Source organism: Streptomyces sp. NPDC058741, assembly GCF_042746715.1.
In the GTDB taxonomy this organism is placed as follows: domain Bacteria; phylum Actinomycetota; class Actinomycetes; order Streptomycetales; family Streptomycetaceae; genus Streptomyces.
On sequence record NZ_JBHYQH010000042.1, the window covers coordinates 35,007 to 59,301 of the forward strand.

24 protein-coding genes are annotated in these 24,295 nt (G+C 74.6%); 16 read left to right on the forward strand and 8 right to left on the reverse strand.

The window, feature by feature from the left end:
- Positions 1 to 97 precede the first annotated feature (97 nt).
- Complete coding sequence (locus ACFW6P_RS26535) at positions 98 to 973, reverse strand: universal stress protein (protein ID WP_386353377.1); 876 nt, start codon at positions 971 to 973, stop codon at positions 98 to 100.
- A gap of 704 nt (positions 974 to 1,677) precedes the next feature.
- On the opposite strand from ACFW6P_RS26535, the gene ACFW6P_RS26540 reads away from it, so the two are divergent.
- Genes ACFW6P_RS26540 through hypE form a run of 8 tightly spaced genes read left to right on the forward strand, consistent with a single transcriptional unit; the run spans position 1,678 to position 9,005 of the window.
- The gene (locus tag ACFW6P_RS26540; RefSeq protein WP_386353379.1) at positions 1,678 to 2,838 is read left to right on the forward strand and encodes a 4Fe-4S dicluster domain-containing protein; all 1,161 of its coding nucleotides are present in this window, start codon (positions 1,678 to 1,680) and stop codon (positions 2,836 to 2,838) included.
- Positions 2,835 to 3,293, forward strand: coding sequence for a Crp/Fnr family transcriptional regulator (locus ACFW6P_RS26545; RefSeq protein ID WP_386353381.1), 459 nt, complete (start codon positions 2,835 to 2,837; stop codon positions 3,291 to 3,293). The genes ACFW6P_RS26540 and ACFW6P_RS26545 overlap by 4 nt, the downstream gene beginning before the upstream one ends.
- The gene (locus ACFW6P_RS26550; RefSeq protein ID WP_386425042.1) at positions 3,290 to 4,108 is read left to right on the forward strand and encodes an FAD/NAD(P)-binding protein; all 819 of its coding nucleotides are present in this window, start codon (positions 3,290 to 3,292) and stop codon (positions 4,106 to 4,108) included. Before ACFW6P_RS26545 ends, ACFW6P_RS26550 begins: the two co-directional genes overlap by 4 nt.
- Before the next feature lies 1 nt (position 4,109).
- The gene (locus ACFW6P_RS26555) at positions 4,110 to 4,862 is read left to right on the forward strand and encodes an oxidoreductase (protein ID WP_386353385.1); all 753 of its coding nucleotides are present in this window, start codon (positions 4,110 to 4,112) and stop codon (positions 4,860 to 4,862) included.
- A complete protein-coding gene (locus ACFW6P_RS26560; protein ID WP_386353387.1) occupies positions 4,859 to 6,190 on the forward strand; it encodes a Ni/Fe hydrogenase subunit alpha in 1,332 nt (443 codons plus the stop codon). The genes ACFW6P_RS26555 and ACFW6P_RS26560 overlap by 4 nt, the downstream gene beginning before the upstream one ends.
- An 18-nt stretch (positions 6,191 to 6,208) precedes the next feature.
- Positions 6,209 to 6,874 (forward strand): CBS domain-containing protein, encoded by a 666-nt coding sequence (locus tag ACFW6P_RS26565; RefSeq protein ID WP_386353389.1) that lies wholly within the window; start codon positions 6,209 to 6,211, stop codon positions 6,872 to 6,874.
- Positions 6,871 to 7,974, forward strand: coding sequence for a hydrogenase formation protein HypD (gene hypD / locus ACFW6P_RS26570; RefSeq protein ID WP_386353391.1), 1,104 nt, complete (start codon positions 6,871 to 6,873; stop codon positions 7,972 to 7,974). The genes ACFW6P_RS26565 and hypD overlap by 4 nt, the downstream gene beginning before the upstream one ends.
- Positions 7,971 to 9,005 carry a hydrogenase expression/formation protein HypE gene (gene hypE / locus ACFW6P_RS26575; RefSeq protein ID WP_386353393.1) on the forward strand — a complete coding sequence of 345 codons (1,035 nt, stop codon included), beginning with the start codon at positions 7,971 to 7,973 and terminating at the stop codon, positions 9,003 to 9,005. Before hypD ends, hypE begins: the two co-directional genes overlap by 4 nt.
- Positions 9,006 to 9,108: 103 nt before the next feature.
- Here hypE and ACFW6P_RS26580 read toward each other — a convergent pair whose 3' ends face one another.
- Positions 9,109 to 9,525 (reverse strand): Hsp20/alpha crystallin family protein, encoded by a 417-nt coding sequence (locus ACFW6P_RS26580; protein WP_386353395.1) that lies wholly within the window; start codon positions 9,523 to 9,525, stop codon positions 9,109 to 9,111.
- 98 nt (positions 9,526 to 9,623) lie between these two features.
- Complete coding sequence (locus ACFW6P_RS26585; RefSeq protein ID WP_386353397.1) at positions 9,624 to 10,343, reverse strand: CBS domain-containing protein; 720 nt, start codon at positions 10,341 to 10,343, stop codon at positions 9,624 to 9,626.
- Between the two features lie 239 nt (positions 10,344 to 10,582).
- Between ACFW6P_RS26585 and ACFW6P_RS26590 the strand changes: the two genes are divergently transcribed.
- Positions 10,583 to 11,035, forward strand: coding sequence for a universal stress protein (locus tag ACFW6P_RS26590; protein ID WP_386353399.1), 453 nt, complete (start codon positions 10,583 to 10,585; stop codon positions 11,033 to 11,035).
- Between the two features lie 95 nt (positions 11,036 to 11,130).
- Here ACFW6P_RS26590 and ACFW6P_RS26595 read toward each other — a convergent pair whose 3' ends face one another.
- Genes ACFW6P_RS26595 through ACFW6P_RS26615 form a run of 5 tightly spaced genes read right to left on the reverse strand, consistent with a single transcriptional unit; the run spans position 11,131 to position 16,956 of the window.
- Positions 11,131 to 11,787 (reverse strand): potassium channel family protein, encoded by a 657-nt coding sequence (locus ACFW6P_RS26595; RefSeq protein WP_386353401.1) that lies wholly within the window; start codon positions 11,785 to 11,787, stop codon positions 11,131 to 11,133.
- Positions 11,784 to 12,443: a potassium channel family protein gene (locus tag ACFW6P_RS26600; protein WP_386353403.1), complete on the reverse strand. Its 660-nt coding sequence runs from the start codon at positions 12,441 to 12,443 to the stop codon at positions 11,784 to 11,786. The genes ACFW6P_RS26595 and ACFW6P_RS26600 overlap by 4 nt, the downstream gene beginning before the upstream one ends.
- Complete coding sequence (locus ACFW6P_RS26605) at positions 12,440 to 15,283, reverse strand: cation-translocating P-type ATPase (RefSeq protein ID WP_386353405.1); 2,844 nt, start codon at positions 15,281 to 15,283, stop codon at positions 12,440 to 12,442. Before ACFW6P_RS26605 ends, ACFW6P_RS26600 begins: the two co-directional genes overlap by 4 nt.
- Before the next feature lie 31 nt (positions 15,284 to 15,314).
- Positions 15,315 to 15,965 carry an OsmC family protein gene (locus ACFW6P_RS26610; RefSeq protein ID WP_386353407.1) on the reverse strand — a complete coding sequence of 217 codons (651 nt, stop codon included), beginning with the start codon at positions 15,963 to 15,965 and terminating at the stop codon, positions 15,315 to 15,317.
- Positions 15,966 to 16,014: 49 nt separating this feature from the next.
- The gene (locus ACFW6P_RS26615; protein ID WP_386353409.1) at positions 16,015 to 16,956 is read right to left on the reverse strand and encodes a pyridoxamine 5'-phosphate oxidase family protein; all 942 of its coding nucleotides are present in this window, start codon (positions 16,954 to 16,956) and stop codon (positions 16,015 to 16,017) included.
- Between the two features lie 230 nt (positions 16,957 to 17,186).
- Here ACFW6P_RS26615 and ACFW6P_RS26620 point away from each other — a divergent pair, with 230 nt between their 5' ends.
- The 7 genes from ACFW6P_RS26620 to ACFW6P_RS26650 all read left to right on the forward strand — a co-directional run.
- Positions 17,187 to 17,831 carry a CBS domain-containing protein gene (locus ACFW6P_RS26620; protein WP_386353411.1) on the forward strand — a complete coding sequence of 215 codons (645 nt, stop codon included), beginning with the start codon at positions 17,187 to 17,189 and terminating at the stop codon, positions 17,829 to 17,831.
- Positions 17,832 to 17,964: 133 nt separating this feature from the next.
- Complete coding sequence (locus ACFW6P_RS26625; RefSeq protein WP_386353413.1) at positions 17,965 to 18,549, forward strand: hypothetical protein; 585 nt, start codon at positions 17,965 to 17,967, stop codon at positions 18,547 to 18,549.
- A 299-nt stretch (positions 18,550 to 18,848) separates the two neighbouring features.
- On the forward strand, positions 18,849 to 19,730 hold the full coding sequence (locus ACFW6P_RS26630) for a universal stress protein (protein ID WP_386425045.1): 882 nt from the start codon (positions 18,849 to 18,851) through the stop codon (positions 19,728 to 19,730).
- A gap of 78 nt (positions 19,731 to 19,808) precedes the next feature.
- A complete protein-coding gene (gene acsA, locus ACFW6P_RS26635) occupies positions 19,809 to 21,611 on the forward strand; it encodes an acetate--CoA ligase (RefSeq protein WP_386353419.1) in 1,803 nt (600 codons plus the stop codon).
- Positions 21,608 to 22,642 carry a pyruvate dehydrogenase (acetyl-transferring) E1 component subunit alpha gene (pdhA, locus tag ACFW6P_RS26640; protein WP_386353421.1) on the forward strand — a complete coding sequence of 345 codons (1,035 nt, stop codon included), beginning with the start codon at positions 21,608 to 21,610 and terminating at the stop codon, positions 22,640 to 22,642. Before acsA ends, pdhA begins: the two co-directional genes overlap by 4 nt.
- The gene (locus tag ACFW6P_RS26645) at positions 22,639 to 23,703 is read left to right on the forward strand and encodes an alpha-ketoacid dehydrogenase subunit beta (RefSeq protein WP_386353423.1); all 1,065 of its coding nucleotides are present in this window, start codon (positions 22,639 to 22,641) and stop codon (positions 23,701 to 23,703) included. Before pdhA ends, ACFW6P_RS26645 begins: the two co-directional genes overlap by 4 nt.
- The coding region (locus ACFW6P_RS26650; protein WP_386425047.1) for a biotin/lipoyl-containing protein at positions 23,703 to 24,295 on the forward strand (593 nt) is incomplete at its 3' end. The genes ACFW6P_RS26645 and ACFW6P_RS26650, both read left to right, overlap by 1 nt.

Below are 24,295 nucleotides of genomic sequence, written 5' to 3' on the forward strand. Positions count from 1 at the left end.
AGTGTCACCCGGGGCACGCCGGCCCCGGCGTCCCGCGACACGGGCTGCGTGTCGCCGGAGACCGGGGCGTCGCCGGCGCGGCGGACCGGGCCGGCGGTCAGCCACGCTGGGGCACGACCGCGACCGGGCAGACCGCGTGGTGCAGGAGGGTGTGGCTCACCCGGCCGAGCTGGAGGCCGAAGTGGCCGGAGCGGCGCCGCGCGCCGACGACCACCAGGTCGGCGGCGGCCGAGCGGTTGACCAGCACCTTGCGGGCCGGTCCCTCCACCGTCACCCTGCGCACCCGGACGGACGGGTGATCGGCCGTCTCCTCGGCGACCAGTGCGTCGACCAGGTCGGAGGCCTGCGCCTCGTGCTCGTGCGCGGAGTCCTCGGCCGGGGCCGTGTGATCGGCGCTCTCGCTGACGGGGCAGCGCCAGGCTCGTACGACGTCGAGCTCGCAGTCGCGCACCTCGGCCTCCCGGAAGGCGAACCGGACGGCCTCGCCGCTCGTGTCGGGGTCTCCGGCGCCGAGCAGGATCCGGCCGTGGGTCCCGGCGAGACCGGCCTTGTCGCCCCGGACCACGACGACCGGGCAGTAGGAGCGGGCCGCCACGGCCAGGCTCACCGAGCCCAGCAGGGCGCCCGCCAGCTCCCCGCGGCCGCGGGAGCCGGTCACCAGGACCGAGGCGTTGTCGCCCTCGCTCAGCAGGGCCGACACCGCTTCCGCCGCCACCGCCTCGCCCGACACCTTCAGGTCGGGGTTGAGCCGCCTGACGCGTTCCTCGGCGGACGCCACGATGTGGTCCGCCATGACCTTCTCCGACGGCCGGTCCCGGTTCAGTGACGGCAGCGCCCCCTCGTAGCGCTCCCACAGGGAGGCGTAGACCAGCCGCAACGGCAGTCCGTGGCGGACGGCCTCGTCCACCGCCCAGTCGATGGCCAGGATGCTGCCTTCGGATCCGTCGACTCCCACGACCAAGGGCAGTTCCATGATTTCACCGCCAATCTTGCGGGCTGCCATGCGTGCAGCAGGGGTATCACTGCCACGGTGGCACGCCGGCGGGGCGGTCGGCAGGGGCGATCGGGCCCCTGCCCAGGACCTTCGGCCCTCTCGGGGAACGGGGCCCGTTGCGTCCCGGGATCAGGGCCGGTCGCCCCTTACCGGTCCGCCGGGGATCCACGAGGCTGGGATGCCGGCGAAACGTCAGCACGCGAGGCGATCAGCATGAAGAGGACCCAGGAGAGGAAGCGTCCGCGGCCTCCGCAGCGGCCGGACCCTCCCGACCCGCGGACCCCGTCCGGGCGTCCGATGCCCTACTGAGCCTTGCCGGCCCCGGCACCGCACCCCCGGGGGCGTCCGGCCGGCCCCTCGGGGCCGGCCGGCCCTGGCGGCCGCGGTCCCCACGTGGTGTGCTGAAGGTGACGGGAAGGACAGTGCGAGACGCGGGGAAGCGGCTGAAGGCCGCGCACCGCGCAATCAGGATCCGCGAGAAGCGGATGTCCTTCCCGTCCAGCGTGCGCGGGCGGCGTCCCGCCCCCCTGCGGGCGGGGGCCCGCCGCTTCCGCCCCTCCTCCCGCCGGCCCCTGCGAGGCCGAAGGTCCCCATGACGGTGCCCGGGCGGCCCGTGGTGCCGCGCCCGCCGGAGGAACAGGCTGGCACCAGGGGGCTCTGACGACATGCGGAGGGCGACGACGATGAACAGCCCTGCAGACGGCGTCCTGGACCGGGACGGACTCGACGCCCTGGTCCGGCTCCTCGGGGCGCGTGGCCGCACCGTCATCGGGCCGACCGTCCGGGACGGTGCCGTGGTGCTCGACGCGGTGGCGACGGCCGACGACCTGCCCTTCGGGTGGGGCACGGAGGTCGAGGCGGGCCGCTACCGCCTCGTGCCGCGCGCCGACGGCGCCGTGTTCGCCCATACGGCGGGTCCGCAGTCCTGGAAGACGTTCCTGCACCCCCAGCGGGAGAAGCTCTGGGAGGCCGACCGCACCCCGGACGGCGGACTGTCGGTCACCGAGCCCGACGCCGATCAGCCCTCGTACGCCTTCCTGGGGGTGCGCCCCTGTGATCTGCGGGCCATCGCGATCCAGGACCGTGTCCTGGCCGGCGGCCGCTACCCGGACAGCGGGTACGCCAGGCGGCGGACCGGGGCCTTCCTGATCGTCGCCGAGTGCACCGAACCCGGTGCCACCTGCTTCTGCGTCTCCATGGGCAGCGGTCCGGCGGCGGACGCCGGGTTCGACCTGGCGCTGACCGAGGTCCTGGACGCCGCCGGTCACCGCTTCCTCGTGCGCGTGGGCAGCGAGGCCGGGCGGGAGGTCCTGTCCGCCCTCCCGCACCGCCCGGCCGACACGGGGACGCGCGACGCGGCGCGCCGGGCCGTCGACGGCGCCCGTGACCGGATGGGACGGTCCATGCCGCCGGTGAACCTGCGCACCCTGCTGGGCGCGAGCCTGGAGGCCGAGCGCTGGGACGACGTCGCGGCCCGCTGCCTGACCTGCGGCAACTGCACCATGGTGTGCCCCACCTGCTTCTGTACCACCACCGAGGAGGTCACCGACCTCACCGGCGACCACGCCGAGCGGTGGCTGCGCTGGGACTCCTGCTTCGACGTGGACTTCTCCCACCTCCACGGCGGCCCCGTGCGGTCCTCGGCGCGCAGCCGCTACCGCCAGTGGCTCACCCACAAGCTCTCCACCTGGTACGACCAGTTCGGCAGCACCGGCTGCGTGGGCTGCGGGCGGTGCATCACCTGGTGCCCGGTCGGTATCGACATCACCGAGGAGGCCGCGGCACTGCACGGCGAGCTCGCCGACCGCCTGCGGCGCGAGAAGCAGAAGGAGCCGGAACGATGACCTCCGCCACCACCCTGTCGATGGCCCTTCCGGTCGAGCACCGCGACCGCCTGATGAGCATCGCGCGCGACGTCTCCTTCGACGGCGGACAGCGCCTGTTCGAGGAAGGGCAGCGCGCCGACCGGTTCTGGATCATCCGGACCGGCACCGTGCTGCTGGACCTGCACGTGCCCGGCCGCCGCGCCGCCGTCATCGAGTCCCTCGGCCACGGCGAACTGGTCGGCTGGTCCTGGCACTTCCCGCCGCACGTGTGGCAACTGGGGGCCGAGGCACTCAGCCCGGTGCGGGCCTGGGAGTTCGACGCGGAGGCCGTGCGGACCATGTGCGCGCGGGATTCCGAGTTCGGCAGGGCGATCGCGACCTGGGTGGGCCGGGTCGTGGCGCACCGGCTGCAGGCCTCCCGGATCCGGCTGCTGGACCTGTACGGGCCGTACGGCAGCGGGGGCGCCCGATGAGCGGCCTCCCCGTCCCCTACCGGCTGCGCCGGGTGCGGCGCGAGACGGCCGACACGGTCAGTCTCACGCTGGCGCCCGCCGGCGAGGCGGCCCTGGCGCCCTTCGCACCGGGCCAGTTCGCCATGGTGTACGCCTTCGGGGTCGGGGAGATCCCGGTGTCGGTGTCCCGCATCGGGGACCGGGACGTCGTGCACACGGTCCGTTCGGTGGGCGCGGTCTCGGCCGCCCTGGCCGCGCTGCCGCCGGGTTCGACGGTGGGCCTGCGCGGCCCTTTCGGCACCGGCTGGGGACTGGAGCGGGCGGCCGGTAGGGACGTCGTGGTCGTGTCGGGCGGCATCGGTCTCGCGCCGCTGCGCCCGCTGGTCGTGGCCGCGCTGGAGGCCCGGCGGGCGTACGGCCGCCTGAACCTCCTCGTCGGATCCCGCACCCCGGACGACCTCCTGTACGCCGACCAGGTCCGCGCCTGGGCCCAGTCGCCCGGGCCGCCGCACTGCCGGGCCACGGTCGACCGGCCGTCCGGGTCCTGGTGGGGCCACGTCGGTCTGGTCACCACGCTGCTGAACACCGCGGCGTTCGCCCCGGAGAACACCACGGCGTACGTGTGCGGCCCCGAGGTCATGATCCGCGCCACCGCCCGCGACCTGAACCAGCGCGGGGTGCCCGCCGACCGGATCCGGGTCTCGCTGGAGCGGAACATGCGCTGCGCCACCGGGCACTGCGGCCACTGCCAGCTCGGCGGTGTGCTGCTGTGCCGGGACGGCCCCGTGATCGGCTGGGACCGCGCCGCATCCCTGCTCTCGGTGAGGGAGCTGTGACATGACCCCCACACTCGCCGTGTTCAAGCTCGCGTCCTGCGACGGCTGCCAGCTCACGCTGCTCGACTGCGAGGACGAACTCCTCGCCCTCGCCGGGAAGGTGCGCATCGCGCACTTCCTGGAGGCGTCCAGCGAGGTGGAGCCCGGCCCGTACGACCTCGCGCTCGTCGAGGGGTCGGTCACCACCCCCGCCGACGCCGGGCGGGTCCGTGAGATCCGCGCGCAGTCCCGCTTCCTGGTGACCATCGGCGCGTGCGCCACCGCCGGAGGCATCCAGGCGCTGCGCAACTTCGCGGACGTCGAGGAGTTCACCCGCACCGTGTACGCGCGGCCCGACTACATCGACACCCTCGCCACCTCCACGGCCGTCGCCGACCACGTGGACGTCGACTTCGAGCTGCGCGGCTGCCCCATCGACCGCCGGCAGCTCCTGGAGGTCATCACCGCCTTCCTGGCCCGCCGCAAGCCGGACGTGCCGAACCACAGCGTGTGCTTCGAGTGCAAGCGCCGCGGCGTCGTGTGCGTCACCGTGGCGCACGGCACACCCTGCCTCGGCCCGGTCACGCACGCCGGGTGCGGGGCCCTCTGCCCGGCCTACGGGCGCGGCTGCTACGGCTGCTTCGGCCCCTCGGGGTCGCCGAACCTGCGCGCGCTCATCCCGCTGCTGCACCGCGACGGCATGGACGACCGCGACGTCGAACGCCTCCTGCACACCTTCAACGCCCCCGCCTTCGACGAGGAGATGCCGTCATGACCCACCGCGGCTCCCGCGTCCTGCGGGTCGGCTCCCTGGCCCGGGTGGAGGGCGAGGGAGCCCTGCATCTGCGCGTCGCCGGCCGCAGGGTGGAGCAGGCCCGGCTGCGGATCTACGAACCGCCGCGCTTCTTCGAGGCGTTCCTGCGCGGCCGCTCCCACACCGAACCGCCCGACATCACCGCCCGGGTGTGCGGGATCTGCCCCGTGGCGTACCAGACGAGCGCCTGCCGGGCGATCGAGGACGCCTGCGGTGTCGCGGTGGACCGCCGGGTGGGCGATCTGCGCCGGCTGCTGTACTGCGGCGAGTGGATCGAGAGCCACGCCCTGCACCTGTACCTGCTGCACGCCCCGGACTTCCTCGGCTGCGGCAGCGCCGTCGGTCTCGCCCGCACCCGGCGCCCCGACGTCGAGCGGGGGCTGCGGCTGAAGCAGGCGGGCAACGCCCTCCTCGAACAGCTCGGCGGCCGTGCGATCCACCCGGTGAACGTGCGGCTCGGCGGCTTCCACCGCGCGCCGGCGCCGGCGGAGCTGCGGCCCCTGGCCGAGCGGCTGCGGCGGGCCGCCGACGACGCCTGGGACACGGTCCGCTGGGTCGCCGGCTTCGACTTCCCGGACGCCGCCCTCGACGCCGACTTCCTCGCCCTCGCCTCCCAGACGGTGTACGCCATCGACGACGGCACCCCGACCGTGCTGCGCGCCGGCGGAACCCGGACGGCGTTCCCCGTCCGCGCCTTCCCCGACCACGTGCGCGAGGAGCAGGTCCCCCACTCGACGGCGCTGCACTCCCGGCTCGACGGTCGGCGCCATCTCACCGGGCCGCTCGCCCGGTTCGCGGTCGGCGGCGCCCGGCTGTCTCCGGTGGCCCGTCAGGCGGCCCTGGAGGCCGGGCTCGGCGATCCCGCGCTCGGCGCCGTCTGCCGCAACCCGTACCGCTCGGCGCTGGTGCGGGCGGTGGAGGTGGTGTACGCGGTCGACGAGGCGCTGCGGATCATCGACGCGTACGAGCCGCCGGAACGCCCGCACGTCGACGTCCCGCCCGCCGCCGGGACAGGCCACGGCGCCACCGAGGCACCGCGCGGACTGCTCTACCACCGGTACCGGCTGGACGCCGCGGGCACCGTCACGGACGCGTGCCTGGTGCCGCCCACGGCGCAGAACCAGGGCGCCATCGAGGACGACCTCGTCCGCACCGTCCAGCGTGCGCTCGCCGAGGGCGATCCCACCGACGAGGAACTGACGCACCTGTGCGAGCGGGCCATCCGCAACCACGACCCGTGCATCTCGTGCTCCACCCACTTCCTCGACCTGACCATCGACCGCGTCTGACGTCCCGAGGAGGACACCATGCACACCAGCCCGCACATCGTCAGCGACGTCATGACCCACACCGTCGTGGCGGTGGGCCGTGACGCCTCGTTCAAGGACGTCATCAAGCTCATGCAGGAGTGGAAGGTCAGCGCCCTGCCCGTCCTGGAGGGCGAGGGGCGTGTGATCGGTGTCGTGTCCGAGGCCGATCTGCTGCTCAAGGAGGAGTTCCGCGGCAGCGATCCGGACCGGTTCACGCAGATGCGCCGGCTGACCGATCTGGCCAAGGCCGGAGGGATGACCGCCGCGGACGTGATGAGCACCCCGGCCGTCACCGTCCATGCCGACGCCACCCTCGCCCAGGCGGCCCGCGTCATGGCCCAGCGCAAGGTCAAGCGGCTGCCCGTGGTCAACGCCGAGGGGCTCCTCGAAGGCGTGGTCAGCCGGGCCGACCTGCTCAAGGTCTTCCTGCGGACCGACGGCGAGATCGCCGAGGAGATCCGCCAGGAGATCCTCGCGCCCCTCTTCCCGGCCCCGCTGGAGCCCGTCCGGGTGGAGGTCGCCGACGGTGTGGTGACCCTCACGGGAACCCTCAGGGACACGTCGCTGGTGCCGGTCATCGCCCGTCTGGTGCGGTCCGTCGAGGGCGTCGTCGACGTCGACCTCGCGCTGTCCGGCGGGGTGAGCGTGCGGGAACCGGGATGAAGTACCTCGACGAGTACCGCGACCCGGCGCTCGCCCGGCGCCTGCTGGACGAGCTGCGCCGCACCGCCTCGGCGCCCTGGCGGATCATGGAGGTGTGCGGCGGCCAGACGCACACGCAGGTCCGCCAGGGCATCGACGAACTGCCGCCCGCCGGCATCCGCATGATCCACGGCCCCGGCTGCCCGGCGTGCGTCACCCCGCTGGAGACCCTGGACCGGGCGATGGCCCTCGCCGCCCGGCCCGGTGTGATCCTCACCAGCTTCGGCGACCTGCTCCGGGTGCCCGGCACGGACACGGATCTGCTGTCCCTGCGGGCGCGCGGCGCGGACGTACGGGTGGTGTACACGCCGATGGACGCGGCGCGCCTCGCCCGGGACCACCCGGACCGCGAGGTCGTCTTCCTCGCCGTGGGATTCGAGACGACCGCGCCCGCCAACGCCATGGCGGTGCTGCACGCCGCGCGGCTGGGGCTGGAGAACTTCTCGCTGCTGGTCAGCCCTGTGCTGGTGCCGCCCGCGATGACCGCGCTGCTGGAGGACCCCGACTGCGAGGTGCAGGCGTTCCTGGCGCCGGGACACGTCTGCGCGGTGATGGGCTGGCGCGAGTACGAGCCGATCGCCGCCCGCCACCGCGTGCCCATCGTCGTCACCGGGTTCGAGCCGCTCGACCTGCTGGAGGGCGTGCTGATGGCCGTGCGCCAGCTGGAGGAGGGGCGCTGGGAGGTGGAGAACCAGGACGCGCGGGCCGTGCGCCGCCTGGGCAACACCGAGGCGCGGGACGCGGTGCGCACCGTGTTCCGCGTGACCGACCGCGCCTGGCGCGGCATCGGCAGCCTGCCCGGCAGCGGCCTCGAACTGAACGGGCGGTACGCGCGGTTCGACGCCGCCCGGCGGTTCGACGTCGGCGGTGTGCACGCCGTGGAGGACCCGGAGTGCATCGCCGGTGCCGTCCTCACCGGAGCCCGGCTGCCCACGGACTGCCCCGCCTACGGCACCCGTTGCACGCCCCGGCGTCCGCTCGGCGCGGCGATGGTGTCCGCCGAGGGCACCTGCGCCGCCTTCTTCGCCGCCGGCCGTACGAAGGAAGGGGTCCCGTCATGACCTCCGCCTGCCCCGTCCCGCACCACGAGGACGACGTCGTCCTGCTCGGTCACGGCGCGGGAGGGCGGCTGACGGCCGAACTCCTCGACGCCCTGGTGCTGCCCGCCCTCGGCGGTCAGCAGGAGGTGCTGGAGGACGCGGCGCTGCTGCCGGGCCACCCGGATCTGGTGATCAGCACGGACAGTTTCGTCGTCAGCCCGCTGTTCTTCCCCGGGGGCGACATCGGCTCCCTCGCCGTGCACGGCACCATCAACGACGTCGCCATGCGCGGTGCGCGGCCGATCGCGCTGTCCGTGGCCCTGATCGTCGAGGAGGGGCTGCCGCTGGCCGAACTGCGCGCCGTGCTGGAGTCGCTGGGCAAGGCCGCCCGCGAGGCCGGTGTGCCGGTCGTCACCGGCGACACCAAGGTCGTGGGGCGGGGCGCCGCGGACCGGGTCTTCGTCAACACCACCGGCGTGGGACAGCGGCACCTGGGGCTGCGGCCGTCCGCCGCGCTCGCCCGGCCCGGGGACGTGGTGCTGCTGTCCGGTCCCGTCGGACTGCACGGCACGACCGTGCTGTCCACCCGGGAAGGGCTCGGCTTCGAGAGCGACATCGCCTCGGACAGCCGCCCCCTGCACCGCCTGGTCGACGCCCTGGCTCCGCTCGGCGAGGCCGTGCACAGCCTGCGCGACCCGACCCGCGGCGGACTGGCCGCGGCCCTGAACGAGATCGCCCGCGACGCGCGGGTGACCGTACGGATCGACGAGAGTGCCGTCCCGGTGCCTCCCGCCGTCGCCTCCGCGTGCGACCTGCTCGGTCTCGACCCGCTGACCGTCGCCAACGAGGGCTGTCTGGTGGCTTTCGTCGCGCCGTCGGCGGCGCGCGAGGCGCTCGCCGCGCTGCGGTCCCTTCCCGAGGGCCGGGAGGCGGTGCGCGTCGGAGAGGCGGCCCCGCCGGGACCGGGCGGCCGGGTGGTGCTGCGCACACTGGTCGGTGCGCGGCGCGTGGTGGACATGCCGCTGGGCGAGCAACTGCCGCGCCTCTGCTGAGGCCTTCGGCCGGCCGGCTCGGGCGGCGGGCGACGCGGGCAGATGTGTGCGCGGCCGGTTCCCACCGACCGCGCACACGGTGTGGTGCGCACGCCCGCCGCTCTCAGACGTGCCGCACCGGGATGGCCCTCGTTCCCGTCTTCGCCTCCGGGACCGGGACCGTGATGGTCAGGACACCGTCCTTGTACTCGGCCGTCGCCTCATCGCCCTTCGCCCCGGCGGGAAGCCGGACGGAACGGACGAACGTGCCGTAGCGGAACTCGGTGCGGCGCTTCTCCGTGGTCTGTTCCGAACGCTCGGCGCGCAGCGTCAGCAGACCTTCCTCGACGGTGATCTCGACGTCCTTGTCGGGGTCGACACCCGGGAGTTCGGCCCGTACGACGTACGTGCCGTCGTCCGTGAGGTGCTCCTCGATGCGGATGCCGTGCAGCCCGGGGGCGACGTGCGCCCCGGGAAGCCCCGTCTCCACCCAGCCGAACAGGTCGGGCCAGCCCGGCAGTCGCTCCAGCATGCTGCTCATGTCACCCTCCTTCCCACACTTCTCAGTCTCCGCCCACCGGCGGCGCGGGACGAGGGCCGGACGGTCCCGCCCCGGGGCCGCCCGGCCCACCCGGAGGCTCACGCCTGTGTCTGCGGCGCGGACCTCCTGCCTTCCTCCTCCTGCGCGACGTCCGGTTCGAGAGAGGGACGGTGCCGGGGCCCGGTGAGGTCGCAGCGCACGTCCACCACGCCCTCGACGGACCGCACGAGGCGCACGGTCAGGGGGACGACGGAGGTGTCGGGCACACGGCCGGCGAGCCTGACGACTCCCTCGTGCACGTCGACGCGGATCGACTCGATCCCGTCGGGCAGCCGGCCGGCCAGGACGTCGTGCCGGATCTCCTCGGCGATGTCCCGGTCGGCCCGCAGGAAGACCCGCAGCAGGTCCGAACGGCTCACGATCCCGCGCAGCACAGCGTCGTCGTCGACGACCGGCAGCCGCTTGACCTTGTGCCGCGCCATGATCCGGGCGGCCCGGGCGACGGTCGCGTCGGGGTGGACGGTGACGGCCGGGGAGGTCATGAGATCGCCCGCGGTGACCGCCTGCGCCTTCCGCAGCCCCTCCGGGGGCCGGGCCCGCGGTCCCCGCTCCGGGGTGCTGCCGCGGAACTCCTCCTTGCGCAGCAGGTCCCCCTCGGAGACGACGCCGACCACCCGGTTGCCGGAGTCGACGACGGGCAGCGCGCTGATGCGCCGCCCCTCCACCGCCCGCACGATCTCCTTGAACGGGGCACCGACGGCCAGGGCGACGACGGTACGGGTCATCACATCGCTCACGGTGTACACAGAGCCGTGCATGGCGTCCTCCCACCTGCGGGGCGACATCTCCCGACGCTCCCAGGATCCCTCACCGGTCCCCCGGGGGCATGGGCCGAACGGCCCGCCGCCGGTGGTCGCACGCCCCGGGGGCCGTACGGCTGATCCGGGCCGGTCGGCCCTACTGCCGCCCGCCGGTGCCGGGGAAGGGTGGAAGGTGCGGGCCGACGCGGGTCCGTACCGAAACAGCGACCGCTGAACGAGTACTGAGTGAGGCGACCATGGATACTTCCGAGCCGACACCGCGGCTGGTCGTGGGCGTGGACGGATCCCCCTCCTCCCATGCCGCCTTGCGGTGGGCCGAGCACCACGCACGGATGATCGGCGGGATCGTGGAGGCGATCTACGTCTGGGACACGCCGTCCGCCCGGGGATGGAGCGGGCCGGCGGTCGATCCGGAGTTCGATCTGGAGCAGGCCCGCGAGCGCTTCGCGGAGGAGTTGAGCGCCGTCTTCCCGGGTGAGCCGCCGGCGCGGGTGCGGGGGGTCATCGTGGAGGGCGACCCGTCGGAGGCGCTGATCCGGGCCTCGGAAGGCGCCGAGCTCCTCGTCGTGGGCCGCCGCGGCCGGGGCGCGTTCGCCCGGGCGATGCTCGGGTCCGTCAGCCAGCGCTGCGCCCAGCACGCGTACTGCCCCGTCGTCGTGATCCACCAGGAGAAGGATTCCGCCCACTGAACCGCGCCCGGCGCGGTGGTCCTCGCCGGACCCCGCGCCGGTCCCCCGGCCGGTCCCCCGGTCGGAGCCCCGGGGGCCTCTCCGCCGGGGCCCTCTCACTGGAAGGCCGCGTGGATCTCCTCCTCGCTCGCGTTGTGCGAGACGAGCAGGAGTTCGTCACCCGGCCGCAGCACCATGCCGGCGCTGGGCGCGGTGGGGACGCCGTCCCGGACGACGGTGGCCACGAGGGTGCCTTCGGGCAGGTGCGTGTCCCCGAGCGGGCGGCCGGCGGCCTTCGACCCGGCCGTGATCGCGGTCTCGATGATCCCGACGCCCGCGCTGCTCAGGCGCAGCAGGGCCACGGTGTCCGCCGCCCCGGTGGCCTCCTCGATGAGGGAGACGATCGGGGTGGCCGCCGGGACAGCGCTGTCCACGCCCCAGCGGCGGTCGAACAGCCAGGTGTTCTCGTCGTCGTTGACGCGCGCGACGACGCGGGGCACGGCGAAGCGGCGTTTGGCCAGCAGGCTGATGACCAGGTTGTCCTCGTCCCGGCCGGTGGCGGCGACCAGCAGGTCGGCGTGGGCCGCGCCGGCCCGTTCCAGCACGGCCGCCTCACTGCCGTCGCCGATGACCAGCCGGGCGTCGAACCGTCCGCGCAGCGCGTCGAGACGGGCCTCGTCGGCGTCGACCAGGGTGACGTCGTTGCCGGCCGCCGCGAGCACGTGGGCGACCTGGGTGCCCAGCCGCCCCGCTCCGGCGATCAGTACGTTCATGTCCCCAGCTCCTTGTCCAGGAAGCCGCGCAGCCGGCGCAGTGACGTCGCGGCGACGGCGAAGGTGACGATGTCGTCCGGGGCGGCGGTGGTGGAGTGCAGGGGCAGCAGGGAGCGGCCGCCGCGCGTCACCTCGACCACCCTGATCTCGCCCTCGACCTCGAACTCGGCGAGCCGCCGCCCCGTGAGGTAGGCGGGGATCGCGGAGCGCATCAGGAGGGTCTCGCCGTTGCCGAAGCTGACGTCGGGTGTCAGGTCGCGGTGCAGGAGCAGCTGGTGGATGCGGTGCACCGACCAGGTGACGTCGCACACGGCCGGGATGCCCAGCCCGGCGTAGAGGCTCATGTGCCGCGGGTCGTGGACGCCGGCGAGGACGATGGGGACGCGGTAGGTCTCCTTGGCGGTGCGGGCGATGACGAGGTTGCCGTTGTCGCCGGAGGTGACGGCGACCAGTGCGTCGCTGTGCCGCACCCCGGCCTTCTCCAGGACGTCGCGGCTGAAGCCGTTGCCGACGTGGTAGGGGCCGGGGAAGCCGGGCGGGAGGCGGCGGCGGCCGGCCGGGTCGCGGTCGACGACGTGCACCTCGTGGTTCTCGTGGGCCAGCCGGACGGCCAGGACGGAGCCGATCCGGCCGCATCCCGCGATGAGGACTCTCATCGCACGTCTCCTTCCGGTCGGGGCGTGTGACGCGCGCGCAGCCGCATCTTGCGCAGCTCGTCGGCGGCGAGCGGGAGGATGCCCACCGCGGTGAGCAGGGCCCAGTCGCCGGCGCTGAGGGGGGCGGTGTGGAAGACGCTCTGCAGCAGCGGCAGGTAGCTGATCGCGGCCATGAAGGCGATGCCGATCAGCCCGGCCGCGATCAGGCGCGGGTTGCTGAACAGACCCGCCCTGAAAACGCTCTCGCGCTCGGTGCGCACGGCCAGGGCGTTGAAGAACTGGCTGACCACGATGCCCGCCTGGACCAGGGTGACGGCCTCCCGGTAGACGGGGTCGTCGGCGGTGAAGTCGGCGAAGGGGATGCCCGAACTGCTCACGTGCCAGAAGAACACCGCGCACACGCCCAGCGCCTGGATGCCCCCGAGGAAGAGGATGCGGCGCACCACGGCCGAGGAGAAGAGGCGCTCGTGGCGCGGTCGGGGGGGCCGTTCCATCACATCGGACTCCGGGGGTTCCGCACCGAGCGCCAGGGCGGGCAGGACGTCCGAGCCCAGGTCGATCGCGAGCACCTGGACCGCGGTGATCGGCACGAGCGGGAACCCGGTGAAGGTGGCGGCGAGGATGGGCGCGAGTTCCCCGATGTTGTGGCTGAAGAGGTAGACGAGGAACTTGCGGATGTTCTGGTACACGGCGCGCCCGAGGCGCACGGCCACGGCGATGGAGGTGAAGGAGTCGTCCAGCAGCACCATCTCGGCGGCCTCGCGGGCCACGTCGGTGCCGGAGGCGCCCATGGCCACCCCGATGTCGGCGTGCTTGAGGGCGGGGGCGTCGTTCGCCCCGTCACCGGTGACCGCGACGACCTCGCCCCGCCGCTGGAAGGCGGTCACCACCCGCATCTTGTGCTCGGGGCTGACCCGGCACAGCAGCAGTTCCCCGGCCTCGGCGGCCAGGCTGTCCAGCGCGGTGTCGTCCGTCGCGTCCAGCTCGGCGCCGGTCACCACCTTCGGGTGGTCACCGCGCACGATGCCCACGCGGCGGGCCACGGCCTCCGCCGTCAGCGGGTGGTCGCCGGTGACCATGACGATCCGGATGCCGGCGCGGCGGCAGGAGTCGACGGAGGCCCGCACCTCCTCGCGGGGCGGGTCCATCATGCCCGCGAGGCCCAGCAGGGTGAGGTCCCGTTCGTCCCGGTCGCGGTCCTCCGACGGGCCCGTCACCTCCCGCTCGGCGACCGCGAGCACGCGCAGGCCCTGGGCCGCCATCCGGTCGGCCACCTCGGCGGCACGCGCACGCCGGTCCGCGGTCAGCTCCAGGGCGGCGGAGCCGTCGTCGAGGCGGGTGCAGCGGTTCAGGATCTCCAGCGGCGCGCCCTTCACCCGGATCCGCCGGGTGCCGTCCTCCTCGTGCACGGTGCTCATCAGCCGGCGTACGGAGTCGAAGGGGTGCTCGGCGGTCCGGGGGGCCGCCGCCTCCTCGGCCGCCATGTCCAGACCCGCCTTCGCGGCGGCGACCAGCAGGGCCCCTTCGGTGGTGTCCCCCAGGACGCGCCAGTGTGCGCCGTCCGACGGCGGCAGCAGCCGCGCGTCGCAGCACAGCGCGGCCGAACGCAGCAGGGCGCGGACCGGACCGGGGTCGCTCACCTCTCCGGAGGGCTCGTAGCCGACGCCCGTGACGGTGTGCTCCCGGTCCCAGGCCCAGATCCGTACGACGGTCATCTCGGCCTGGGTGAGCGTTCCGGTCTTGTCGGTGCAGATCACCGTGGTCGACCCGAGCGCCTCGACCGCCACGAGCTTCTTCACCAGGGCCTGGTGCCGGGCCATGCGGCGGACGCCGAGGGCGAGGGAGACCGACAGGGTCGCGGGCAGGCCCTCGGGGACGAGCGCCACCATCACGCCGAGGGCGAAGACGAACGAGGAGACGGTGCCCTGGCCGGTGGGCAGCCGGACGGCGAAGAGCAGCAGGCCGACGGCGAGCGCGGTGAGGGAGACCCGGCGGGCCATCCAGGTGACCTCGCGCTGCAGGGGGGTCTTCTGCCGGGGCGCGGCCGCCGTCAGACGGTAGATGCGGCCGAACTCGGTGGCCTGTCCGGTGGCGGAGACGACGGCCCGGGCGGTGCCGGTGATCACGTCGGTGCCCATGTGGACGCGGTTGCGGGCCCGGAGCGCCTCGCCGGGCGCGTCCGCCTCGGCCGTGCGGGGCACCGGTTCGCTCTCCCCGGTGATGGCCGCGTTGTTGACCGTCAGGTCGTGCGCCTCCACGAGCCGGCAGTCGGCGGGCACCGTGTCCCCGGCCTCCAGCACCACCACGTCCCCCCGGACCAGGTCCTGCACGGGGACCTCGCCGGGCCGGCCGTCGCGCAGCACCCGGCACCGGTGCGGGACCATCGCCTGCAGGGTCTGGGCCGTGCGCTCCGCCGAGTACTCCTGGGCGAAGCCGATCGCCGCGTTCAGCAGCACCACGCAGGCGATGGCCACGGCCAGTTGCGCGGTGCCCGCCTGGCGCGGCTCCTCCAGGGCGTAGGCGAGGAACGTGATGGCGGAGGCCGTCATCAGCACGATCGCGAAGAGATCGGTGAACTGGCCGGCCAGCTGGCGCCAGGCGGGGCGGCGGCGGGCGGTGGGCAGCTCGTTGGGACCGTCCGCCGCACGCCGCTCGCCGGCGGTCTTCGACGTCAGTCCCTGCGGTGAGCTGCGCAGGGCGGGGAAGACGTCCGCGGCGTCGAGGACCTGTACCGCCTCCCGCGCGTCCTCGTCCGCTCCCTGCCCGGCCTCGGGCGGTGACGTGCCGACGGGTACGGGCCCGCCGGTCCGCTCGCCCTGCCGGGGGCGCAGTGCCTTCACGGCCGGGCGGGAGCGGAAGCCCGGCGGCCGCTCATCCCGGGCTCGCTTCCGGTTCGCGGGCGGCCTCCTCACCGGCGGCGCACCGGACCTCCAGTTCCACCTCCGGCGCCCGGGCCAGGGTGTTGGTCACGGTGCAGTGGGAGACGACCGCCCGCAGTGCGGCCTGCCGCCGTGCGGGCAGGGCGGGGGCGGCGACGGTGAGCGAGAGGGCGGCGACCCGGGCCGGCCGGTCGTCGGCCATGCGGTACTCCGCGCGGACGGACAGGCCGTCGCGGCTCTCGCCGTGGCGGTCGAGGTAGCGGCCCGCGTAGTGCGCCGTGCAGGAGGCCACGGCGGCCACGAACAGCTCCACCGGGGTGGGCGCGGTGTCCTTGCCGCCGTCGGGGACCGGCTGGTCGGCCGTCAGGACGTGGCCGCGCACGCGTATCTCGTAGGCGTCACCGTGGATCGGCACCACCTCGACCACTCCGGGCGGGCCGGCCGGTTCCGGGTCGACCGCTGCGGCGTGGAACAGCAGCAGCCCGGCCAGCCGCCGGGCCTCCTGCGCCGTGAGCGACGCCCACAGCTCGCCCTCGTCGTGCGAGGCGAAGGAGGTGTCCAGGACGACGCGCCCCATGCCGGCGGGGAGACCGGGCGGGGCGAAGCGGGTGACGTTGATCGTGCGGCCACAGCGCGTTCTCATCTTCCTCACGGCTCCCTGTCGGCTTCTCCCGCCACGGCGGCCCGGCTCCTCACGCGCCACCGGCCGGGACGATGCGGCGTCCGGTCAGGCGGTCGACGGCGATCGAGATCCACAGCGTGCGCCGTCCCCCGGCCCAGGGACCGGTGCGTGCCCCCCGCTCCAGACGGCGGACCGCCTCGGGGTCGGTGACGGCCCGGGCCCGGCCCACCGCCAGGACGCTCCAGCCCTGGCTCATGGCGTCGTCGACGTGGTCGACCTCGAACGCCACCCGGTGGCCGGCGGCGCCGGCCGGGGCGGATTCGGGCGCGGTGCGGAAGGCGATCGCGCCGTCGACCACGTCGTAGTTGACGGGATAGACGGCGGGCCCGTGCGGTGTGGTCAGCGAGATCCGTCCCACGCCGTGGGTGGAGAGCAGGCTCCGGCACTCCTGCTCGTCGAGGTCCCGCAGTTGGGGGTGGTACAGCGCCTGCCCCTGCCCGGGGGGTCGTTCCCGGTCGCCGCCCTGGAGGTCGAGGAGGGTGGTCCCGAGCGCGTCGGCGAGGCGCAGCAGGGTGCCCACGCTCGGGTCGGCGGTGTGGGTCTCCAGGTAGTCGAGGTACTCCGGTGACATGCGCGCGCGGTGCGCGGTCTCCTGCACGCTCAGCCCGCGCCGCCTGCGCGCGGCGGCCACGCGGCGGCCGACGTCCCCGGACCCCGCGGAGGTGCCGCCGGACGGCGCCGGTGCGCCCGGCGCGGGCTCCGCGCGGCTCTCGCCTCCGCGCGCTTCGGGCCCGTGCCCTTCCGGCCGGGGCCCTTCGCCGTCCTGGCCTTTGGGGAGGACGTGTGCGTCCGGCCCGGGGAAGACGAGCGTGACGTCGCCGGTGTCCGACCAGCGGACGTCGTACGGCGGTGTGCCGTCGTCGTGGTGCAGGCCGACGATCTGCCCGTCGCGCCGGACGCTGCCGGTGGACGGGCTCTCGACGATCAGCCGGTCGCCAAGGTGGGCGTGCATGACCGTGCCCTCTCCGTCGATGGCTCTGTCCCTCCAGGGTCACGCCGGGAGCAGCCCCGCACCAACGGACCGAAGGTCCCGGCCCGCCGGGGCGAAAGGACCCCCCTCGCCCTGCACGAAGGCCCCATGCGGGCCCGGCGTGCGCCGGTCAGCCTGGAGGGAGAGGAATGCGGGCGTCCGCCGACCCGGCGTGCTCCGCATTCGGTCGCCGGACCGGAGGGAGGAGCGCCATGCAGCACCGCACGGTCGGAGACCTCATGACCCACGGCGTCGTCCGCGTGCACAAGGACACACCGTTCAAGAACCTCGTCGGACTGCTGGCCGAGAACGAGGTGACCGCGCTGCCCGTGGTCGACGACCTCGGCCACCCGGTCGGCGTGGTGTCGGAAGCCGACCTGCTGCGCACGATCGCGGAGCGGCCCGACCCCGCCGTGCCGCCCCCGCTCACCTACACCTTGGACGGGGCACCGCAGCCGGACACCGGGCTCCTGGCCGAGGAGCTGATGACGGCTCCCGCCATCTGCGCGCGGCCGGAGTGGACGGTCGTCGAGGCCGCGCGGGTGATGGACGCCGAGGGGGTCAAGCGGCTGCCCGTGGTCGACGAGTCGGAGACGCTGGTCGGCATCGTCAGCCGCGGCGATCTGCTGCGGGTCTTCCTGCGCCGGGACGACGCGCTGCGCGACGAGATCGCCGGCGACGTCCTCGTCCGCACGCTGGGCCTCGCCCCCTCCGACGTGACGGTCGACGTGCGCGAGGGCCGGGTGGTCCTCAAGGGCCGCGTGGACACCGAGCAGCTCATTCCGGTCGTCGAGCGGCTGTGCCGAGGCGTCGACGGCGTGGTGTCCGTGGAGACGGACCTGACCTGCCGCTCCTAGCCGTCGTGCGCCGTGCGCGGCGGCCCCGCGCACGGGCCGGTGGGGCCTGTGGGGCCCGAGCGGTGCCCGAAAGGCCCCTCCCCGACGGTGCGCGCCGGCGTGACGCTGGAGGCGAGGGCCGGAGGTGAGCACGATGCGTACGAGCAGGACCGTCCGGCGCTCGCGCCTGTGGCGCTGGCGCCGCAATCCGCTGCGCCGCCGCGAGGACGTGCTGGAGGCCTGGATCCTGCTGGTGGTCTGGCTCGCCGTCGCCGTCGCCGGTCCCGTGGCGGGTGTGCTGAGCGGCCGCGCCACGGTCGACTCGCTCGCCCAGCGCCGCGCCGAGCGGCATGAGGTCACCGCCACTCTGGTCCGCGACACGTCCGATCCCGTCGTCAGCGGCGGGACGGTCAGCGACCAGGTCATGGGAACGGTGCGCTGGACCGCGCGGGACGGCACGAGCCACACGGGGAGAACCCAGGTGGCCGCCGGCGTGAAGGCCGGTGAGAAGGTCGTGGTGTGGATGGACCGGCAGGGGCGGCTCGCACCGGAGCCGCAGACGCCGGGTGAGGCGGCCGTCGAGGCGGCCTTCATGGGCGCCGCCTCCTTCGCCGCCGTCGCCACCGCGGCCGCCGCGGGATTCTTCGGGGCGCACGTCGTCCTGGAGCGGCGCCGGCAGCGCGCCTGGGAGACGGAATGGCAGCAGATCGACTCCCCGTGGGGCCGTGCGACCAGCTGAGCCGGCGGCCCGGCCCGCGGCCGCGGAGCGGAGGGCGCCCGAGGAGGGTCCCCGGCTTTCGAGGGCGGAGGCCCGGCGCGAGGAGGAGCGATGAGTGACCTGGTGATCGCGGGAGTGGACGACAGCGCGCGGAGCCTTGACGCCGTGGTGTACGCGGCCCGGGAGGCCGCGTTCCGCGGCGCCGCGCTGCGTCGGTGAGCCAGGGCGTCCTGCACCACGCGCGCTGCCCGGTGTTCGTGGTCCCGCGACGCCGGGAGCGGTAGCGGCCCGTGGACGGTGCGGGTGGGAGGAGCCCTGACATGACGAAGCCGGTGGTGGTCGGCCTGGACGGCTCCCCGTCGAGCCTGGAGGCGGTCGTGGCCGCGGCGCGCGAGGCCGCGCTGCGCGGCGCGCAGCTGCGGTTGGTGCACGCCTTCGGCTCGCCGCACCTGGACGGACTGCCGGCCGGGCCTCCGTGGAACCAGGCCGCGGCGGGGGTGCGCGAACTGCTGGACGGCACCCTGGCCGAGGCCGAGCGCCGCGCCCGCGAGGCGGCCCCGGACCTGGACGTCGACCGTGACGTGGCGGTGGGCGAGGCGCTGATGGTGCTGGAGATCGCCTCGCGCACCGCCTCGATGGTCGTGGTCAGCAGCCGGGGGCTGAGCGCCTTCGGCAGTCTGCTGCTCGGCTCGACGTCCGCCCACCTGGCCGCGCACGGCCGCTGCCCGCTGCTGGTGGTGCGGGGCCGGCCCGGCCCGGGCGGACCGGTGCTGCTGGCGGTCGACGACGCGCCCGCGTCCGAGGCGGCGGTCCGTTTCGCCTTCGCCGAGGCGTCACTGCGCGGCGCGGACCTCGTCGCGGTACACGTGTGCCGCCCCGGCAGCCCGGAGGCCTACGACGGCCCGGCGGACCCACCGTTCGTCACCTTCGACGAGATCCACCTGCTGAAGCACGCCGGGCAGGTCCTCGAACAGGCCATCGCCGGGGCGCGCGAGCGGTATCCGGACCTCCCGGTGCGGCAGCGGCCGGCCATCGGCCGGGTGCGCCGCACCCTCGTCGACGCGAGCGCCGACGCGCAGCTCGTCGTGGTCGGAGCACGGGGCAGGGGCGGCTTCACCGGCCTGCTGCTCGGATCGGTCAGCCAGGCCCTCCTGCACCACGCCCGGTGCCCGGTGGCCGTGGTCCGGCGGGGGCAGGCCTGACGCGGGGGCCCTTCGGCCCCGTGCGCGCCGCCGCGTTCTGACGGATGGTGGAGACAGGCCCAGTGGAAGGGGGCTGACATGTCCTGGCAGACGCTCCGCAAGGACCCCGCGCCCCGGGTGCCGCCCAACCTGGACGACTACGACGCGGCCCGGGCGGCGTTCTCCTGGTCCGCTGTCCGGGCCGAACTCGACGGACTGCCCGGCGGGCAGGGCCTGAACATCGCGCACGAGGCGGTGGACCGGCATGTCGCGGCGGGGCACGGGGAGGCCCTGGCACTGCGCTGCGTCGGCCGCGACGGCACGGTGACCTGCGTGACGTACCGGGAGCTGGCCCGGTCCTCGGCCCGGTTCGCGCACGTGCTGCGCGCGCTCGGCCTCGGCCGGGGCGACCGGGTGACGACCCTGCTCGGGCGCTGCCCCGAGCTGTACACGGTGGTGCTGGGCACGCTGAAGAACACCAGCGTCCTGTGCCCGCTGTTCTCCGCCTTCGGGCCCGACCCCGTCGCCCAGCGGCTGCGGCTGGGCGACGCGCGGGTCCTGGTCACCACGGCCGAGCTGTACCGCAGGAAGGTCGCGGGGCAGCGCGAGGGCCTTCCCGGCCTCAAGCACGTGCTGATCGTCGGCGAGGGCGCCGGGGACCTGCCGGGCACCCTGCCCTACGACGCGCTGACGGCCGGAGCGCCCGACACGTTCGACATCCCGCCCACCTCCCCCGAGGACATGGCGCTGCTGCACTTCACCAGCGGCACGACCGGGACGCCCAAGGGAGCCGTCCACGTCCACGAGGCGGCCGTCGCCCACTTCGCGACCGCCCGCCACGCCCTCGACCTGCACCCGGACGACGTCTACTGGTGCACGGCCGACCCGGGCTGGGTCACCGGCATGTCCTACGGCGTCGTCGCCCCGCTCATGCACGGGGTCACGGTCGTGGTGGACGAGGGCGACTTCGACGCCCGCCACTGGTACCGCGTCCTGGCCGAACAGCGGGTCGGGGTCTGGTACACCGCTCCCACGGCCCTGCGGATGCTGATGCGGACGACGCCCCGCGACGGTCCGCACGACCTGCCCCGCTCGTACGACCTGAGCGCGCTGCGCTTCATCGCCTCGGTCGGCGAACCGCTGAACCCGGAGGCGGTGCTGTGGGGGCGGGACGTCCTCGGACTGCCCGTGCACGACAACTGGTGGCAGACCGAGACGGGCGCCATCATGATCGCCAACTTCGCGGGCTGCGACATCCGCCCCGGCTCCATGGGACGCCCGCTGCCCGGGATCGAGGCGACCGTCCTGCGGCGCGGCGAGGACGGCCGCGCCCTGGTCGCCGACGGCGCGGTGACGGAGGTTCAGGATCCCCGTGAGGAGGGCGAACTGGCGCTGCGGCCCGGCTGGCCGTCCATGTTCCGGGGCTATCTGAACGACGAGCAGCGGACGGCGGCGGCGTTCGCGGACGGCTGGTACCTCACCGGGGACCTCGTCCGGCGTGACGCGGACGGCTGGTACTGGTTCGTGGGGCGGGCCGACGACGTCATCAAGTCGGCCGGGCACCTCATCGGGCCGTTCGAGGTGGAGAGCGCCCTGATGGAGCATCCGGCGGTCGCCGAGGCGGGGGTGATCGGGCGGCCCGACCCCGTGGCCGGCAACGTCGTCAAGGCGTTCGTGTCGCTGCGCCCCGGGTTCGAGCCGGGCAACCCCATCCGGCGCGAGCTGCTCGCCTTCGGCAGGCGGCGGCTCGGCCCGGCCGTGGCGCCCCGGGAGATCGCCTTCGACCAGCACCTCCCCCACACCCGCAGCGGGAAAGTCATGCGCCGCCTGCTGCGCGCCCGCGAGATCGGGCTGCCGGAAGGCGACACGTCCACCCTGGAATCGACGGAGGGGTCCGCATGACCACGACCCGCCCCCCGCGCAGGCCCCGGGCCAAGTCCAAGGCAGGCACCGACCGGCAGGCGGCGCACCGCCTGGCCCTGCTGCACTCCATGCTGCGGATCCGCCGCTTCGAGGAACGCTGCGTCGAGCTGTACAGCCAGGCCCGGATCCGCGGCTTCATGCACCTGTACATCGGTGAGGAGGCCGTCGCCGTCGGCACCGACGAGGCGCTGACCGAGGACGACGCGGTGGTGTCGACGTACCGGGAGCACGGTCACGCCCTCGCCCGCGGGGTCCCGGCCGAGGCCGTCATGGGCGAGATGTTCGGCAAGGTGACCGGGTGCAGCCGCGGACGGGGCGGCTCCATGCACCTGTTCGACGCCTCCCGCCGCTTCTACGGCGGGAACGCCATCGTCGCCGGCGGGTTGCCCCTCGCCGCGGGCCTGGCCCTCGCCGACCGCATGACCGGCCGCTCCCGGGTCACCTGCTGCTTCTTCGGCGACGGCGCGTTCGCCGAGGGCGAGTTCCACGAGACGGCCAACCTCGCCGCGCTGTGGGAGCTGCCGTTGCTGCTGGTCTGCGAGAACAACCTCTACGCGATGGGCACCGCCCTGGAGCGCCACCAGGCCCAGACCGATCTCGCGCTGCGCGCCGCCTCCTACGGCATGGTGTCGTGGGCGGTGGACGGCATGGACGTCCTGGCCGTGGAGGAGGCCGCCCGCCGGGCCGCCGAGGGCGTGCGCTCCGGGACCGGGCCGCACTTCCTGGAGATGCGCACCTACCGCTTCCGCGCCCACTCCATGTACGACTCCGACCGCTACCGCGACAAGGCGGAGATCGAGCGCTGGAAGGAACGCGACCCCATCGACCTGCTCGACCGGCGGCTGCGCGAACAGGGGAAACTGGACGACGCCACGCGCGCCGAGCTGGAGGAACGGGTCCGGGCCGACGTCGACCGCGCGGTCGCCCACGCCGAACGCGCCCCGGAGGAACCGCCCGAGGACCTGCTGAGGTACGTCACGAGCCCGGTGGAGGGGGTGACCCGGCCATGACCGCCGCCAAGGCTTCCCCGGACGGCCCGGCCGAGCGCAGGACCACCTACCGGGAGGCGCTGCGCGGGGCCCTCCGGGACGCCCTGCGCGCCGACGAACGGGTCTTCCTCATGGGGGAGGACGTGGGCCGGTACGGCGGCTGCTTCGGCGTCAGCCTCGGCCTGCTGGAGGAGTTCGGACCCGAACGGGTGCGCGACGCTCCGCTGTCGGAGTCCGGGTTCGTCGGCGCCGGCATCGGTGCGGCCCTGGCGGGGATGCGGCCCGTCGTCGAGATCATGACCGTCAACTTCAGCCTGCTGGCCCTCGACCAGATCCTCAACAACGCCGCGACGCTGCTGCACATGTCGGGCGGCCAGCTGCCCGTGCCCGTCGTGATCCGGATGACGACGGGCGCCGGACGGCAGCTCGCGGCCCAGCACTCGCACAGCCTGGAGGGCTGGTACGCCCACATACCCGGCGTGCGGGTGATCGCCCCGGCCACCATCGCCGACGCCCGCCACATGCTGGCCCCGGCGCTCGCCGACCCCGACCCCGTGCTGGTCTTCGAGCACGGAGGGCTGTACAGCGCCTCGGGCGACCTCCCGCCCGACGCGGGCCCGGTCGACCTCGACCACGCGGCGGTACGCCGGCCGGGCGCCGACGTCTCCCTGATCGCCTACGGCGGCTGCATGCCCAAGGCGCTGGCCGCGGCCGACGAGCTGGCCGGCGACGGCGTGGACGCGGAGGTCGTGGACCTGCGCACGCTGCGGCCCCTGGACGACGCCACGATCGGCGGCTCGGTCGCCCGCACGCACCGCGCCGTGGTCGTCGACGAGGGCTGGCGCAGCGGCAGCCTCGCCGCGGAGGTCTCCGCGCGCCTCACGGAACAGCACTTCTACGACCTCGACGCCCCGGTCGAGCGGGTGTGCAGCGCCGAGGCGCCCGTGCCGTACGCGCGCAGGCTGGAGCAGGCGGCGCTGCCGCAGGTGGCCGACATCGTCGCCGGGGCTCGCCGGACCCTCGGCGAACCCCCGTACTCCCCCGGTGAGGCGGCGCCGGTCGAGGCCGGGAGGGCGGGGTGATGGCCGAGTTCACGATGCCCTCGCTCGGCGCCGACATGGAGGAGGGGCTGCTCCAGGAGTGGCTCGTCGGGCCCGGCGACCGGGTGCGCAAGGGTGACGTGGTGGCGGTCGTCGAGACCGACAAGGCCGCCATCGAGGTGGAGTGCTTCGACTCCGGAACGGTGGGGCGCCTGCTCGTCGCCCCGGGCACGCGGGTGCCGGTGGGAACACCGCTGGCGGTGATCGAGAGCGAGGCACCTGCGGGGCGTGAAGGGGACGGCTCGCGGGAGATGGGGGCCCTGAGGGAGGGGGGCGCCCTGCGCGAGACGCCTGCCGCGCGAGAGGCACCCGCGTCACGGGAGGCCGCTGCCGCGCGGGAGGCCGCTGCCGCTGAGGAGGAACCGGCCGCACGAGAAGCACCGGCCGCACGAAGGACACCCGCTGCACCGGAGACGGCTTCCGCCGAGGAGGAACCCCCCGCACGGCAGGCACCGGCCGCGCGAGAGGCCCCTGTTCAGCGGGAGGGAGCCGCCGCAGGAGAGACCCCCGCGGAGCGCGTGCCCATGCCCTCCGCCGCAGGAGAAGCACCCGCCGCACCGGCGCGGCGGCGGGC

Bases quoted from the DNA above. Each gene is read 5' to 3' on its own strand.
- ACFW6P_RS26560 (WP_386353387.1), top strand. From the start codon at position 4,859: ATGACCCACCGCGGCTCCCGCGTCCTGCGGGTCGGCTCCCTGGCCCGG.
- pdhA (WP_386353421.1), top strand. From the start codon at position 21,608: ATGACCACGACCCGCCCCCCGCGCAGGCCCCGGGCCAAGTCCAAGGCA.
- ACFW6P_RS26590 (WP_386353399.1), top strand. From the start codon at position 10,583: ATGGATACTTCCGAGCCGACACCGCGGCTGGTCGTGGGCGTGGACGGA.
- ACFW6P_RS26620 (WP_386353411.1), top strand. From the start codon at position 17,187: ATGCAGCACCGCACGGTCGGAGACCTCATGACCCACGGCGTCGTCCGC.
- ACFW6P_RS26600 (WP_386353403.1), bottom strand. From the start codon at position 12,443: ATGAGAGTCCTCATCGCGGGATGCGGCCGGATCGGCTCCGTCCTGGCC.
- hypE (WP_386353393.1), top strand. From the start codon at position 7,971: ATGACCTCCGCCTGCCCCGTCCCGCACCACGAGGACGACGTCGTCCTG.
- ACFW6P_RS26610 (WP_386353407.1), bottom strand. From the start codon at position 15,965: ATGAGAACGCGCTGTGGCCGCACGATCAACGTCACCCGCTTCGCCCCG.
- ACFW6P_RS26540 (WP_386353379.1), top strand. From the start codon at position 1,678: ATGAACAGCCCTGCAGACGGCGTCCTGGACCGGGACGGACTCGACGCC.
- ACFW6P_RS26625 (WP_386353413.1), top strand. From the start codon at position 17,965: ATGCGTACGAGCAGGACCGTCCGGCGCTCGCGCCTGTGGCGCTGGCGC.
- ACFW6P_RS26645 (WP_386353423.1), top strand. From the start codon at position 22,639: ATGACCGCCGCCAAGGCTTCCCCGGACGGCCCGGCCGAGCGCAGGACC.
- ACFW6P_RS26615 (WP_386353409.1), bottom strand. From the start codon at position 16,956: ATGCACGCCCACCTTGGCGACCGGCTGATCGTCGAGAGCCCGTCCACC.
- acsA (WP_386353419.1), top strand. From the start codon at position 19,809: ATGTCCTGGCAGACGCTCCGCAAGGACCCCGCGCCCCGGGTGCCGCCC.
- ACFW6P_RS26545 (WP_386353381.1), top strand. From the start codon at position 2,835: ATGACCTCCGCCACCACCCTGTCGATGGCCCTTCCGGTCGAGCACCGC.
- hypD (WP_386353391.1), top strand. From the start codon at position 6,871: ATGAAGTACCTCGACGAGTACCGCGACCCGGCGCTCGCCCGGCGCCTG.
- ACFW6P_RS26595 (WP_386353401.1), bottom strand. From the start codon at position 11,787: ATGAACGTACTGATCGCCGGAGCGGGGCGGCTGGGCACCCAGGTCGCC.
- ACFW6P_RS26535 (WP_386353377.1), bottom strand. From the start codon at position 973: ATGGAACTGCCCTTGGTCGTGGGAGTCGACGGATCCGAAGGCAGCATC.
- ACFW6P_RS26580 (WP_386353395.1), bottom strand. From the start codon at position 9,525: ATGAGCAGCATGCTGGAGCGACTGCCGGGCTGGCCCGACCTGTTCGGC.
- ACFW6P_RS26630 (WP_386425045.1), top strand. From the start codon at position 18,849: ATGACGAAGCCGGTGGTGGTCGGCCTGGACGGCTCCCCGTCGAGCCTG.
- ACFW6P_RS26565 (WP_386353389.1), top strand. From the start codon at position 6,209: ATGCACACCAGCCCGCACATCGTCAGCGACGTCATGACCCACACCGTC.
- ACFW6P_RS26550 (WP_386425042.1), top strand. From the start codon at position 3,290: ATGAGCGGCCTCCCCGTCCCCTACCGGCTGCGCCGGGTGCGGCGCGAG.
- ACFW6P_RS26585 (WP_386353397.1), bottom strand. From the start codon at position 10,343: ATGCACGGCTCTGTGTACACCGTGAGCGATGTGATGACCCGTACCGTC.
- ACFW6P_RS26555 (WP_386353385.1), top strand. From the start codon at position 4,110: ATGACCCCCACACTCGCCGTGTTCAAGCTCGCGTCCTGCGACGGCTGC.